Source organism: Agrobacterium sp. CGMCC 11546, from assembly GCF_013365515.1.
Lineage (GTDB): Bacteria > Pseudomonadota > Alphaproteobacteria > Rhizobiales > Rhizobiaceae > Agrobacterium > Agrobacterium fabrum.
The window spans coordinates 63,443-78,125 of sequence record NZ_CP047387.1; the positions used below are offsets into that span (position 1 = coordinate 63,443).

Sequence of the window (14,683 nt, forward strand, 5' to 3'; positions counted from 1 at the left end):
TTTTTCCGGCACTGAAAACGTTTGTTTTGCAGCGCATTGGAAAAATATCCATTAGGTCCTATTATCGTTGCTGCATATAAACCGAGCCGTTCCACGCAAGCAGCGGCGCGCATACAGGATCATGGCCCGGTGTTTTCTAAAGGCGTAGACAGCTTGGACCGCACGCAAGACGATCCGGTGCATTGCATGCCGGGATTGACCGCTGGCCTTTCCGGGCGGCTGCTGCTGCTGACCGTGATTTTCGTGATGATCGCCGAAGTGCTGATTTTCGTGCCTTCCGTCGCCAATATGCGTCTTTCCTGGCTGCGTGACCGTCTGAACACGGCCGCCGCTGCCGGTGCTGTCATCGATGGCCTGCAGGCTGAACTGCCGAGAAGCGTGCAGAACGACACGCTGATGGCAACCGGAGCGAAGCTAATCGCCCTGCGCAAGGACGGTACGTCGCGCCTGCTGGCCGTAGCGGAAACACCGCCCGGCGTCGACGAGCAATATGATCTTTCCGATGTTTCGCAGGTGGCGGCGGTGCGGGACGCCTTTTCCACCCTGCTGTTCGGCGGCAACCGCGTCATCCGCGTCTTCGATGTGGTGGGAGACAGCGACACGATCATCGAGCTGGTGCTGGGCGAAAACAAGCTGCGAGCGGCGATGCTTGCCTATGCCCGTAATGTCTTCCTGATTTCCATCGTGCTGTCGCTGGTCACCGCGGGCCTGATCTTCATTTCCATCAACCGCATCATGATCCGACCGATACGCCGGCTGACGCTCGGCATGCAGAATTTTTCGGAAGATCCGGGCAATCCCGAGCGGATTTTCGTGCCGGAGGAGGGAACCGACGAACTGTCGGTTGCGGGCCGCCATCTCGCCGACATGCAGACGGAGTTGCAGAAAACGCTGCGGCAGCAGAAGAACCTCGTGGATCTTGGCCTTGCCGTGTCAAAGATCAACCATGATATGCGCAATATCCTCTCCTCCGCCCAGCTCATGTCAGACCGTCTGGTCGACGCCAAGGACCCGATGGTCAGGAGCTTCGCGCCGAAACTGCTGCGCACCATCGACCGTGCCGTGGCCTATACGGGTGAGGTTCTGGCCTATGGTCAGGCAACGGAGGGGGCGCCAAAACGCAAGATGGTGCCATTGAGCCTGCTGGTGCGGGATGTACGCGATATTCTGGCGCTCGATCCGGATAGCGGCATCGAGTTTCACGACAGCGTCCCCCCCGATCTGACGGTGGATGCGGATTCCGAACAGCTTTTCCGGGTGATCCACAATCTCTGTCGCAATGCTGTCCAGGCCCTGCAATCCGACGTGGCGAATGCGGCACCAAGGCATCTTTCCATCTCGGCCCAGAGGGCCGGCAGCGTTGTCAGCATCGTCATAGACGACAATGGGCCGGGAATGCCGCGCAAGGCCAAGGAGAACCTGTTCTCCGCTTTCAGGGGATCGGCCCGTTCCGGCGGCACGGGCCTCGGGCTGGTCATAGCACGCGAACTCGTGCTCGCCCATGGCGGCACGATCGCGCTTGTCGAAAAGCCCGGTCCCGGCACGCAGTTCCGTATCGAAATCGCCGACCGCGCCGCCTCCATACAGGCAGCCAGAACCGCCTGAAAAACCCGCCCGGCTGCAGGTTCGGAAAGCCATTATCTCCGGCGGAATCAAGGCCCGATCAGGCCCGCGAAAAACAGCCTGGATGGAATTTACAATATAATCAATGAGATACGCGAATTGCTGCGGAAAAATGACAATTTCGAAACGAAATCGCTTGCATTCGGAATGAGGACGTTTTAGAGGATCGCCACGCCACCGGAAACGACCGGAACGGCACGCACCCGTAGCTCAGCTGGATAGAGCACCAGACTACGAATCTGGGGGTCAGGAGTTCGAATCTCTTCGGGTGCGCCATTTCTTTTCCCTTAAAAGCAGTTTCCAAGATGTGACACTCGTTGTCGCAAGCCCGAGCCGGTATCTTCAAATCCTGCTCCGCCTGCGTTGATATCGAAGCCTCGCAAGGCCGAATGAATTCCGAACATCCCGAATATATGTTAAAGTCTTCCGCTCATCAGATGGCCCGGAGTGAAAGCCATGTTGGAAGCGGACAAGGTGTTTGCGGGTTCGATTCCGGAAAATTACGACCGCTATATGGTGCCGTTGATCTTTGCGCCATTCGCTGCTGATCTGGCGCGGCGCGCGGCTGCCTTGATGCCGATTGACGTTCTGGAAATCGCCGCGGGCACCGGGGCCGTCACGCGGGAAATGATTCCCCGATTATTGCCAGCGGCACATTACGTGGTGACCGACCTCAATCAGCCGATGCTCGATTTTGCAGCAGCGCAACAGGCACCCGACAACCGTATAAAATGGCGACAGGCGGATGCTCAGCTTCTGCCTTTTGAAAATGCTGTTTTCGATCTGGTTTTCTGCCAGTTCGGTGCGATGTTCTTTAATGACCGCCTGTCCGCCTATCGCGAGGCAAAGCGGGTTTTGAAGCCCGGCGGGCATTATTTATTCAACGTATGGGATCGCATCGAGGAAAATCACTTCGCGGATGATGTGACGAACGCCCTTGCCGGGCTTTTCCCCGATGATCCCCCGCGCTTCATGGCCCGCACCCCACACGGTTATCATGATACGGTGTTGATACGCCGCGAGTTGGAGAATGCCGGTTTTTCCCGTGTGACCATCGAGACGGTGGCGGCGCAAAGCCGCGCCCCGTCACCGCGCATTCCGGCCGTCGCCTATTGTCAGGGAACGGTTCTGCGGACGGAAATAGAGGCGAGGGCACCGGGGAAGCTCAATGCAGCGACGGATTGCGCCGCTGCCGCAATTGAAGCCCGGCATGGTAAGGACGAGGTGGCAGCCAAGATTCAGGCTCATGTGATTCTCGCCGCCGTATAGTTCGGAGCCACCGACCCGGTTTTCCAGCCGATAGAAGCGTGCTGAAAACACGTCGGAATATCCCCCTAAATATTAGTGGCTTTAGGTGGAGGTCTATACCGTAACGTTTTCCGATTGCCCGAGATTATCGGGCTTTCGAGTGTCATAGAACTTTCCCCAAACCTTCGTCATATTGTCATACAATATAAGCATATGCGCTTCAGAAAAGGAGCGCAGAATGACGCCACAATCACTTGAACTTTCAGGAATCGGCAAGGGCTTCGGGGCTGACGATGTTCTGAAAGAGATCGATCTTTCCATTCGTCCAGGGGAATTCCTGTCGCTCGTCGGCATGTCTGGTTGCGGCAAGTCCACGCTGCTGCGCATCATTGCGGGCCTGGAATCGCCGGATCGCGGTTCGGTTTCGATCGGCGGGCAGGATGTGACGGAGCTCGATCCGAGCGATCGCAATCTGGCGATGGTGTTCCAGTCCTATGCGCTTTATCCGCATATGAGCGTGCGCCAGAATATTGCGACGCCGCTGCGCATGCGGCGTCTGCCTTTCGCTGCCCGCCTGCCGCTGATCGGACGGTTTGCCGCGCCCGCGGAAACGTTGAAGCAGATTGATGCCGCTGTCGAACAGGCTGCCGAGACGCTGCAGATCGCGCATCTGCTGGATCGCAAGCCGGCGCAGCTTTCCGGTGGCCAGCGCCAGCGTGTGGCGCTTGCCCGGGCGCTGGTGCGCTCACCCGCAGCCTTCCTGATGGATGAGCCGCTTTCCAACCTCGACGCCAAGCTCCGCGCCCATATGCGCGAGGAACTGGCGGGCCTGCACCGCCGGCTCGGCGCGACCTTCATCTATGTTACCCATGACCAGATCGAAGCCATGACCATGTCTGACCGCATCGCGCTGATGTCGGAAGGGCGCATCGAACAGCTCGGTACGCCCGACGAGCTTTACCGCAAACCCGCGACACTGACCGTCGCACGGTTTATCGGCACGCCATCGATCAACCTGCTGCCGGTCGAAATCGATGCGCAGGGCAGGATCACGGCTTTCGGACGCGATCTGGGCATCGAGGGTGCGGGCCGTGATGCCGGCCCGGCGACGCTCGGCCTTCGTGCCGAGGATCTGCGGCCGGGCGAAGACGGTTTCACCGTCCGTGTGGTGCGCAGCGAAACCCACGGTGCCGACCGTTTCGTGAGCTGCCGCCTGCTGAGCGACGAGACCGTATCCATGACCCTGCGTCAAGGCGCGGATGAGGTGCTGGGTGCCGATGCAGATGGCATGATGAACCTGGGCTTTGCACCGGAACGCGCGCATCTTTTCGCGGCCGATGGCCTGCGCCGCAAGGTGACGGTGCGTCAGCGGGTGCCGGCATGACGGCTGTCGATATCTCTACGCCCCTGCGTGCCAAGTCTCGCTTGCGCCTGCCGAAGGCGGACCGACGGATGATGTGGCGCGGCCTGATGTTTGCAGCGCCCGCAGGCCTGCTGCTGCTGGCCATCTATATCGTTCCGATGTTCGTTCTTGCCGGTTTTTCCGTCACGGATTACCGGCTTGGGGCACTCTCCACCCGCTTCATTGGCCTCGGCAATTTCGTGAAAGCGTTTCAGGATCCGGTTTTCCTGCGCGCGCTGGCGAACACCGCCCTCTATGCGATCATCGTCATTCCCTTCGGCGTGTTTCTCGCACTCGGGGTGGCCCTGCTGGTCTATAACCGCAAGCGCAGCCGCGCCTTCTGGGAGGTGGCCTATTTCCTTCCCGTCACCGCAACTCTCGTTGCCATGGCGACCGTGTGGCAGTTCCTGCTGCACCCTTCGCTCGGCCCGGTGAACGCGGCGATCAAATGGCTGGGTTTCGAGCCCGTCGCCTTCCTCTCCAACCCCGTTCTCCTCATTCCCACCATGGCGTTGATGGGCATCTGGCAGGTTCTGGGCTTCAACATGGTGCTCTTCCTCGCCGGCCTCACCGCCATCTCGAAGGATCTGCACGAGGCGGCGCGGCTCGATGGTGCAAAGAACCCGGTTGACCGGTTCCTGACGGTGACATGGCCGATGCTCGGACCGACCACCATGTTCGTGGTCGTCACCACCTCCATCTCTGCCTTCAAGGTGTTTGAGACGGTCGCCGTGCTGACCAAGGGCCGCTCCGGGTCGGAAACACTGCTGTTCGATCTTTATCTCGAAGGCTTCGAATATTCCAACACCGGTTATGCCGCCGCGCTGACGATTATCTTCCTCGTCATCGTGCTGATCCTGTCGATTGGCCAGACGCTGCATATGGACCGGAAGGTGCATTACTGATGGCCGTATTCCGCAAATATTTCCCGCATCTCGTCCTTGCGCTGGGCGCTTTCGTGATGCTCCTGCCGTTCTATTGGATGGCGCTGACGTCTATCCGCTCGCCGGCGGAAATATTCGACGTCTCGCTCTGGCCCATTCCGCAGAAATTCGACGCGGCCGACAATTACGCCCGGGCGGCAGGTCAGGTGCCGATGGCACGCTTCATGCTGAACGGCGTCATCGTCTGCGTCGGCATTCTCGTCGTGCAAATCCTCACATCGGTTCCGGCGGCCTATGCTCTGGCAAAACTCCGCTTCCCGGGACGCAAGCTGCTGCTGGGTCTCGTCATCGCAGCGCTCTGCGTGCCCATCCAGGCGCTGGCGTTGCCGCTCTTCGTCGGTCTGGCCAAGACGCAGCTTTTGAATACTTATTTCGCGATGATGATGCCGTTCTTTCTTTCGGTCTTCGCCATCTTCCTGTTCAACCAGTCCTTCCGCAGCTACCCCGATGAAATCATCGAGGCTGCCCGTATGGATGGTTTCTCGGAAATGGAGATCTGCTGGGGGCTGGTGCTTCGCGGCTCTTTGCCGTCGCTTGCGGCTTTCTCGATCTTTTCGCTCGTTGCCCACTGGAACGATCTCTACTGGCCGATGATCGTCATCTCCGACACCAATCTCGCCCCGCCGCCGCTTGGCATGATGCTTTTCGCCGATGTCGAATCCGGCGCGAATTACGGTGCGCTGATGGCGGGCGCCACACTGATTACCGCGCCGATGGTGCTGTGCTTCCTCCTCGCACGGCGGCACTTCATCGCCGGTATTACCATGACCGGCGTCAAGTGATGCCGTTCAGACTTCCTCCTCCCAACCTTTCTGGAGACTGACATGAAACTCAACCGACGCGCTGTGATGGGCGGTCTGGCTCTTGGCATGGCTTTTGCTGGCCTCGCACAGCCGGTTCTGGCCAACGAAATCACGCTCAACGTTCTTTACAACCTGCCGGGCTTCACGAAATTCCATCAGCCGCTGGCCGATGAATTCATGAAGAAGAACCCTGACGTGAAGATCAACTTCCTCGCTCCGGCCGCCGGTTATAATGAAGGCCAGCAGCAGGTTCTGCGCTCCGCTGTCACGGGCAATCTGCCGGACGTTTATTTCTCGGGCTACAATCTGACGGCGGAACTGGTCCACACGCTTGCACCGCGCAACCAGATCACCGATCTCGGCCCGTTCATTCAGGCTGAAGGCGGTCAGGCCTTCCTCGACAAGAACTACAGCCCAAAGATGGCCGCACTCGGTCAGATCGATGGCAAGCAATACGGCCTGCCGGTCAATGCTTCTTCGCCGATCATCTACATCAACTCCGACCTCGTCACCAAGGCTGGCGGCGACCCGGACAAGATGCCGACGACCTTCCCGGAGCTCATCGCTCTCGCCAAGAAGATCAAGGCTCTCGACCCGAAATTCGCTGGCATGAGCTACGATATCAACGGCTGGCCGGATGACTGGTTGTGGCAGGCGCTCGTTGTCGAACAGGGCGGCAAGCTCGTCGACGACAAGACCAAGACCGTTGCCTTCGACAACGAGATCGGCCTAAACGCCCTGAAGATGACCCGCCAGTTCGTTACCGAAGGTGGTCAGAACCTGCTCGACTGGGACCAGTCGCGCCAGCAGTTCGGCGCAGGCCTCACCGGCTTCATCTTCTCGACGCCCGCTCACGTTCAGACGATCCAGGGTCTGGTTGGCGACCGCTTCAAGCTGAAGACGGCGACCTTCCCGCTCGATAACAAGGAAAAGGGCGGCGTGCCGACCGGCGGCAACTCTGCCGTCATCCTGACGCAGGAAAAAGCCAAGCAGGATGCTGCGTGGAAATACCTGAAGTGGATCACCGGTCCAGAAGCGCAGAACACCATCGTTCGCATCACCGGCTACCTGCCGACCAACAAGCTGGCAACCGGCCCGGACTTCCTCGCTCCTTATTATGTCGAGAACCCGAATGTGAAGACCGCTTCGCTTCAGGCCGATCGTTCTCTGCCCTGGGCCGGTTATCCGGGCGGCGATTCCGTTCGCATCTGGCGCACCCAGCGCGACATCATCGGCACCGTCATGCGCGGTGAAGTGACGCCGGAAGCCGGTCTCAAGCAGATCGTCGAGCAGACCAACGCCCTGCTGAAATAAGCAGAACAAAAAAGAGGCTGCGGGGAAATCCATTCCCGCAGCCATTTTGCGTAGGAAAATGATAATGAAGATCATCCAGATCACCGACACCCATCTTCTGCCGCCCGGCATCGCGATAAACGGCGTGGACCCGGAAAAGCAGCTGCGCGCGGCAATCGCCGATATCGTCGAAAAACATGCCGACGCCGATCTTCTTGTCATGACGGGCGATCTTTGCAATTACGGCGAGCCGGAAGCCTACGAGCTGCTGCGCGATATCCTCGCGCCCGTCTCCATTCCCACGCGTTTGATGCTCGGCAATCACGACCGCCGCCCGGAATTCGTCGCAGCTTTCCCGGCACAGCCGCGCGACGATAATGGCTATATCCAGTCCTTCATCGATACGGATTTCGGCCGCCTGCTGTTTCTCGACAGCCACGAAGCCGATGTCATCGGCGGCATCTATGGCGCGGATCGTCTGACATGGCTGGAGAGTGCGCTGGAAAGCGCGGACGAGCTGCCGGTGACGGTGTTCATTCACCACCCGCCGATGGATTGTGGCATCCGCCATTTCGAACATATCGGCATGCATGATGGCGGCGCTGTCATGCGCCGCCTCGCGGCACACCCGGCCGGCATACGCCATATTATTTTCGGCCATATCCATGTGCCGATGGCAGGCACGACGGCGGAGGGCATTGCCTATAGTTCCGGTCAGGCCTGCGCGCATCGTTTCATCACCGATATCGATGTTGTCGATCCACTGTGGACCGGCGGCAATCCCTGCTACCGGGTCATAAGCCTCGGTGCATTCGGTCTGCGCGCCTATGATGCGGAAGTTGGGCAGCCCGTTCTGGGCCAGGCGCCGGTCTGCGAAGGCCCCTGACGCAGGGCGATTTTACCGGCAGCGATGAGGCGCCTCCGCCTTGTTGCTTGTCGGCGATGGCGAGGCTTGGCGGAAGTCTTGCGCCGATCAGGAAGCTGCGACTGTCTGAAGACCTCTCAGCCTGTCGCGCCGATGCGCCACTTGCGATGTGTTGAACGGGATTTATGTGCGAAAGCCATGGTTGCGTTCACACCCTTGATCTATGTCAGTTTCATCGATGAAACTGCACGCCATAGTCGCCCGAGAGGTGGCCAACCGAAAGCGGTGCCATCGTGATGACAGATCATGGAGAAGTGCATGCTTGAAAAGCGTATCCGCAACGCGTCCCTCTTGAACATGATCGTCAGCGCCGAAGAGGCCGCCAGTCTCATTCAGGATGGCATGACGGTAGGCATGAGCGGTTTTACGCGTGCCGGTGAAGCCAAGGCCGTGCCGCTGGCACTGGCCGAGCGCGCCAAGACGAACCCCATGAAAATCACCCTGATGACCGGCGCTTCACTCGGCAATGATCTCGACAAGACCATGGTCGAGGCGGGCATGCTGGCGCGCCGCATGCCGTTCCAGTCCGATCCGGCTTTGCGCAAGGCGATCAATGATGGCAGGGTGATGTTCATCGATCAGCATCTGTCCGAAACGGTGGAGCAGTTGCGCGGCGGTCAGATCCATGGCGTTGATATCGCCATTGTCGAGGCGGTGGCAATCACGGCGGAAGGCGGCATCGTACCCACCACCTCGGTTGGTAATTCCGCAAGTTTCGCCATTCTGGCCGATAAGGTCATCGTCGAGATCAACCTGTCGCAGCCCGAGGTGCTGGAAGGGCTGCATGATATCTTCATTCCCGCCAAGCGCCCGACCCGCATGCCCATCCCCGTCGTGGCGACGGATAGCCGTGTCGGCCTGCCTTTCATTCCGGTGCCGCCGGAGAAGATCGCTGCCATCGTGCTGAGCGACAAGAGCGACAGTTTTTCAACGGTGCTGCCGCCGGATGACGAGACGAAGGCGATTGCCGGCCATCTCACCGAATTCCTGCTGAATGAGGTCCGTCATGGCCGCATGACGCATGAACTCCAGCCGTTGCAGGCAGGCATCGGCACCATCGCCAATGCCGTGATGCACGGGTTCATCGATACGCCGTTTCACGATCTCAAAATGTATTCGGAGGTCCTGCAGGATTCGACCTTCGAACTGTTCGATGCGGGCAAGCTGACCTTCGCCTCCGGTTCGTCAATCACGCTCTCCTCCGCCATGAACGAGCAGGTCATGCCGCGATTGGCCGAGTATAAGAGCAGACTGATCCTTCGCCCGCAGGAAGTCAGCAACCATCCGGAAGTCATCCGCCGCCTCGGCATCATCGGCATCAACACCGCGCTGGAATTCGATATTTACGGAAACGTCAATTCCACTCATGTCGGTGGCACCCACATGATGAACGGCATCGGCGGTTCGGGCGATTTTGCCCGCAACGCTTACATGTCCATCTTCGTTACGAAATCCATCGCCAAGGGCGGCGCCATTTCCAGCGTCGTGCCCATGGTCAGCCATGTCGACCATACCGAACACGATGTTGATATTCTGGTCACCGAAACGGGCCTCGCCGATCTGCGTGGTCTCGCGCCCCGCGAACGCGCAGCGGTCATCATCGCAAACTGCGTGCATCCCAGCTATCGTGATGCGCTGACGGATTATTACCAGCGGGCGGCGGCGCGGGGTGGGCACACGCCGCATCTCATCGAAGAAGCGCTGTCATGGCACAATGCGCTTCGGGAAAGAGGCACCATGCTGCCGCAGCGATAGGCGGGCGTTTTCCGGCGGCCGAGCCTCCGGCCTGTCGCCCGGCAATTGGGTCCGTTCGGACACACCGGGGCGGAAAGTGTCGCTGATCCCAGTTGGTTGCTGGCGCGGCAGTTCCGCCTCCGGTAGAAAATCCTATCCCCCTGGCCGCTATCCGGCTGCCTCTGGGTTGTAGGAGAGTGATGTGATGCCCATTCGTTTCGTGGCCGTAATCGCCATTGTCGCCCTGCTTGCAGGCTGCGGCGGGCGTCCCATCGGGGTCATGACGCCGACGGGGCAGACGGTGGCGGGCACGACGCCGGTCAACCTTCTCGTCGCCACCACGCGGGCGCCGTCCGAAAATGCAGCCGTGCTTTTCGGCGGTGAACGCGGAACGGGCCTGAAGGTCGATGCCGTCACCATTTCCATTCCGCCCAAGGCCAACCGCAAGGTCGGACAGGTGCAATGGCCGAAGAAGCTGCCGCCCAACCCGCTGAAAGATTTCACGACGGTAGCCGTAGAGCCCATTCGTTCCGAAGCGGAGACAAAAAGCTGGATCAGCAAGCATATTCAGAAAGATCGCCGCGTACTGGTCTTCGTGCACGGTTTTAATAACCGTTACGAGGAATCCGTCTATCGCTTTGCCCAGATCGTCTATGATTCCGGCTCGGATGTGGTACCCGTGGTTTTCACTTGGCCGTCGCGAGCCAGTATTTTCGACTATAATTACGACAAGGAAAGCACCAATTACTCGCGCGATGCGCTTGAGGAAATGTTGACCCGCCTCGCACGAGACAAGTCGATCGGTGAGGTCACCGTGATGGCGCATTCCATGGGCACCTGGCTTGCGGTTGAGGCGTTGCGCCAGATGGCGATCCGTAACGGCCGCGTTGATCCGAAGATCGGTAATGTCATTCTGGCTGCGCCTGATCTCGATGTGGATGTGTTCAGCCGGCAGTTCACCAGCCTCGGCAAGACGCCGCCTAAATTCACGCTCTTCGTCTCGCAGGATGACCGCGCGCTCAGCCTGTCGCGCCGCATTTCCGGCAATGTCGATCGGCTGGGCCAGATTGATCCATCCGTCGAGCCCTATCGCAGCCAGCTGGAAAAGGCGGGCATCACGGTTCTCGATCTCACCAAGCTGCAATCCGGTGACCGTCTGAACCACGGTAAATTTGCCGAGAGCCCCGAGGTCGTCCGCCTGATCGGCGACCGTCTCATTGCCGGCCAGACGGTGACGGATTCCGACGTCGGTCTGGGCGAAGCGCTGGGTGCTGTCAGCATCGGCGCGGCGCAAACCGTCGGAACGGCGGCCAGCGTGGTGGTCAGCGCGCCGATTGCGGTGTTCGATCCACGCACGCGGGAAAATTATGGCAGGCAGGTGGAGCGGCTTGGGCGTTCCGTCGAAAACACTGTCGGGTCGGTGGGTGATACGGCCGGTTCCGTGGTGGACGATCAGGCGCTTCAGTCGTCAAGGGTCAACTGCGATGCCGCCGCCAATCGAAACCGGGCGGAGTGCCGTAGTCGCTAAAGCCACGTTGCGGCCCGGGGGTGGCGGAAACGTCAGGCGTTTTTGTCACCGTACCCCCGCAGATTTGTATACAGCTTGTATTTTTATCTGTATGGTCGGGCTAACAACCCAACTTCCGGAGTAGACCCCCATGCGTTGGAAACGCACCCTCCAGCTTCTCGATGTTCATTGCGAAGGCGAAATCGGCCGTGTCGTCACCGGCGGCGCACCGAAAATCCCCGGCAACACGGTGGCCGAGCAATTGCATTGGATGAACACCGATCCGCAAGGAGAAGCCTTGCGCCGCTTCCTGACGCTGGAGCCGCGCGGCACGCCCATGGGGTCGGTCAATCTCCTCCTGCCGCCGAAACATCCGGATGCGCATGCCGCCTTCGTCATTCTGCAGCCGGATCAGGCGCATGCCAGTTCCGGTTCGAATTCCATTTGCGCGACGACCGCGCTTCTGGAAAGCGGCATGGTCGAGATGCAGGAGCCGGAAACCGTCATTATTCTGGAAACGGCCGCCGGTCTCGTCAAAGCGACGGCCACCTGCCGTGACGGACGCTGCGAAAAGGTCAAGCTGACCATGGTTCCGTCCTTCGTGCATGAGCTGGATGTCAGCATCGGCACGCCCGAATGGGGCAGGGTGACGATGGACATTTCCTACGGCGGCATTTTTTACGCACTCGTCGATGTACGCCAGATCGGCCTCACCATTGAGAAGGCCAATGCTGCGAAACTCGTTGCCGCCGGTATGACTCTGAAGGACCTCGTCAACCGTGAAATGACCGTCGTTCATCCGGAAATCCCTGCCATTTCCGGGGTCGCTTATGTCATGTTCCGGGATGTGGATGCCGACGGCTCGATCCGCACCTGCACGACCATGTGGCCGGGCCGCGCGGATCGCTCGCCCTGTGGCACCGGCAATTCCGCCAATCTTGCCACGCTTTATGCGCGCGGCAAGGTGAAGGTGGGAGACGAATATAAATCCCGCTCGATCATCGGGTCGGAATTCGATGTCGGCCTTTCCGCCGTTACCGAAGTGGCCGGCCGTCCGGCCGTCATTCCCACCATTGCCGGGCGCGGCTTCACCTTCGGTCTGCATCAGGTTGGCCTCGATCCTTTCGACCCGCTGGGCGATGGTTTCGCCATGACCGATGTGTGGGGTCCGGAAGCGGGCGGTATCTGACACGCTTCAAAAAAATGACATTTACAGCCGCCCGATGACCTCTGGCGGCTGTTTTCCCGCGACAAAAGATGCTAAGCGGGCGCAATTCCATCATGCTCCGAGGTATCCCGATGAAGTCGCTCACCCTGCGCCGCCCTGATGACTGGCACCTGCATCTTCGTGATGGCGCCATGCTGGAAGGGGTGATCGGGGATACGAGCCGCCATTTCGCCCGCGCCATCATCATGCCGAACCTGGTGCCGCCCGTCGTCACCACCGCCGATGCCCGCGCCTATCGCGAACGCATCGTCAAGGCTATCCCGGCAGGCGATCGTTTCGAGCCGCTGATGACCCTCTACCTGACCGAGGATACCGACGCCGACGACGTGGAAGAAGGCAAAAAAAGCGGCCTCATCACCGCCGTAAAGCTCTATCCTGCGGGTGCGACCACCAATTCTCACGGCGGCGTGCGCGATTTCAACAAGGCGATGCCGGTTCTGGAACGCATGGCGAAGATCGGCCTGCCGCTCTGCGTGCATGGCGAGGTGACGACGCCAGAGGTCGATATTTTCGACCGCGAGAAGGCCTTCATCGATACGGTTCTGGAGCCCCTGCGCCAGCGCCTGCCGGAGCTGAAGGTGACGATGGAGCACATCACCACCCGCGATGGTGCGGACTATATCAAGTCTTCCAAGGCCAATCTTGCCGGCTCCATCACTACCCATCATCTCATCATCAATCGCAACGCCATTCTGGTCGGCGGCATCAAGCCGCATTATTATTGCCTGCCCGTCGCCAAGCGCGAGGAGCATCGTCTGGCGCTGCGGGCTGCTGCGACGTCGGGTGATGCCCGCTTCTTCCTCGGCACGGATTCTGCGCCGCATGTGGACCCGCTGAAAGAATGCGCCTGCGGCTGTGCCGGCATCTATACTTCCATCAACACCATGAGCTGCCTTGCCCATGTCTTCGAGGACGACAATGCCCTCGATAAGCTGGAGGCCTTCGCCTCGCTCAACGGCCCGGCCTGGTATGGTCTTGCGCCGAACGAGGAGACGATCACCCTGGTCAAGCGCGCGGAAGCAGTGGCGTTTCCCGAAAAGATCGAAACGGGCGCCGGGCCGGTGACCGTATTCGATCCGATGTTCCCGCTTCACTGGGATGTAAGCTGATTTTTATGACCGCCGGCACTGCCGGCGGTTTTGTTATGATCCAAAGGCATTCGCCTGCGGGGGTACGAAATACCGAACAAAGACGTCGTGCTTTCCGAACACCGATGCGGGTTTTCGGAGCGATAAACCAAGGCCGAAAAAGGAGAACGCCTATGAACCATTTCACATTCACTGACCGCACCGTCGTCGCGGAACTGGTTGCGAAGATGTTGTGGGAAATCAAGGCGGTCCACTTCAATTCAGAAAGCCCCTATACTTTTGCGTCAGGCATGAAGAGCCCCGTTTATATCGACATGCGCAAGCTCATCTCCTTTCCGCGCATCCGCTCGGCGGCGATGGATTTCGCAGCTGCCGCAGTGATGCGCGAAGCCGGTTTCGAGAAGTTTGACTGTGTCGCCGGCGGTGAAACGGCGGGCATTCCCTTTGCCGCTTTCCTTGCCGAGCGTCTTGGCCTGCCGATGATCTATTGCCGCAAAAAGCCGAAAGGTCACGGCCGCAACGCCCAGATCGAAGGCCATATGCCTGAAGGCGCCCGCGTTCTCGTCATCGAGGACCTGACGACGGCTGGCGGCTCGATGTTCACCTTCATCGACGCCATCCGCGCGGCTGGCGGCATTGTCGATCACGGTATCGCGCTCTTCTATTACGGCATCTTTGAAGAAGCCGAAGCACGCTTCGCTAACGGCAATGTCAAGCTGCACTATTTGACGACCTGGCGCGATGTTCTGGCTGTGGCCCGGGCTGAAAAACTGTTCGATGAAAAGACGCTGTCGGGGGTTGAAGCCTTCCTCGATAATCCGCTGCCCTGGTCGGCGAAGCACGGCGGTGTCAGCGAATTGCCGCAATCGTGATTTCGGATGCGGCCAG

General features: G+C 59.6%; 12 protein-coding genes and 1 tRNA gene. All 13 read left to right on the plus strand.

Annotated elements, in window-relative coordinates:
• The first annotated feature begins 186 nt into the window (after positions 1–186).
• Complete coding sequence (locus GSF67_RS00315; protein WP_176072030.1) at positions 187–1,605, plus strand: HAMP domain-containing sensor histidine kinase; 1,419 nt, start codon at positions 187–189, stop codon at positions 1,603–1,605.
• Positions 1,606–1,822: 217 nt separating this feature from the next.
• Positions 1,823–1,899: transfer RNA gene (locus GSF67_RS00320), tRNA-Arg, on the plus strand.
• A 180-nt stretch (positions 1,900–2,079) separates the two neighbouring features.
• Positions 2,080–2,892 (plus strand): class I SAM-dependent methyltransferase, encoded by an 813-nt coding sequence (locus tag GSF67_RS00325; RefSeq protein WP_006310636.1) that lies wholly within the window; start codon positions 2,080–2,082, stop codon positions 2,890–2,892.
• A gap of 217 nt (positions 2,893–3,109) precedes the next feature.
• Positions 3,110–4,255: an ABC transporter ATP-binding protein gene (locus GSF67_RS00330; RefSeq protein ID WP_006310638.1), complete on the plus strand. Its 1,146-nt coding sequence runs from the start codon at positions 3,110–3,112 to the stop codon at positions 4,253–4,255.
• A complete protein-coding gene (locus GSF67_RS00335) occupies positions 4,252–5,178 on the plus strand; it encodes a carbohydrate ABC transporter permease (RefSeq protein WP_035214680.1) in 927 nt (308 codons plus the stop codon). Before GSF67_RS00330 ends, GSF67_RS00335 begins: the two co-directional genes overlap by 4 nt.
• The gene (locus GSF67_RS00340) at positions 5,178–5,999 is read left to right on the plus strand and encodes a carbohydrate ABC transporter permease (protein ID WP_006310642.1); all 822 of its coding nucleotides are present in this window, start codon (positions 5,178–5,180) and stop codon (positions 5,997–5,999) included. The genes GSF67_RS00335 and GSF67_RS00340 overlap by 1 nt, the downstream gene beginning before the upstream one ends.
• Positions 6,000–6,041: 42 nt before the next feature.
• A complete protein-coding gene (locus tag GSF67_RS00345) occupies positions 6,042–7,334 on the plus strand; it encodes an ABC transporter substrate-binding protein (RefSeq protein ID WP_006310644.1) in 1,293 nt (430 codons plus the stop codon).
• A gap of 64 nt (positions 7,335–7,398) precedes the next feature.
• Positions 7,399–8,199, plus strand: a complete 801-nt coding sequence (locus GSF67_RS00350) for a phosphodiesterase (protein WP_006310645.1) — start codon at positions 7,399–7,401, stop codon at positions 8,197–8,199.
• 297 nt (positions 8,200–8,496) lie between these two features.
• Complete coding sequence (locus GSF67_RS00355; RefSeq protein WP_006310646.1) at positions 8,497–9,993, plus strand: acetyl-CoA hydrolase/transferase family protein; 1,497 nt, start codon at positions 8,497–8,499, stop codon at positions 9,991–9,993.
• 184 nt (positions 9,994–10,177) lie between these two features.
• The gene (locus GSF67_RS00360; protein ID WP_006310647.1) at positions 10,178–11,500 is read left to right on the plus strand and encodes an alpha/beta hydrolase; all 1,323 of its coding nucleotides are present in this window, start codon (positions 10,178–10,180) and stop codon (positions 11,498–11,500) included.
• Positions 11,501–11,630: 130 nt separating this feature from the next.
• Positions 11,631–12,668, plus strand: a complete 1,038-nt coding sequence (locus GSF67_RS00365) for a 4-hydroxyproline epimerase (RefSeq protein WP_006310648.1) — start codon at positions 11,631–11,633, stop codon at positions 12,666–12,668.
• Between the two features lie 110 nt (positions 12,669–12,778).
• Positions 12,779–13,816, plus strand: a complete 1,038-nt coding sequence (pyrC, locus tag GSF67_RS00370) for a dihydroorotase (RefSeq protein ID WP_006310649.1) — start codon at positions 12,779–12,781, stop codon at positions 13,814–13,816.
• A gap of 152 nt (positions 13,817–13,968) precedes the next feature.
• Complete coding sequence (locus GSF67_RS00375) at positions 13,969–14,667, plus strand: orotate phosphoribosyltransferase (protein ID WP_006310650.1); 699 nt, start codon at positions 13,969–13,971, stop codon at positions 14,665–14,667.
• Positions 14,668–14,683: the final 16 nt, after the last annotated feature.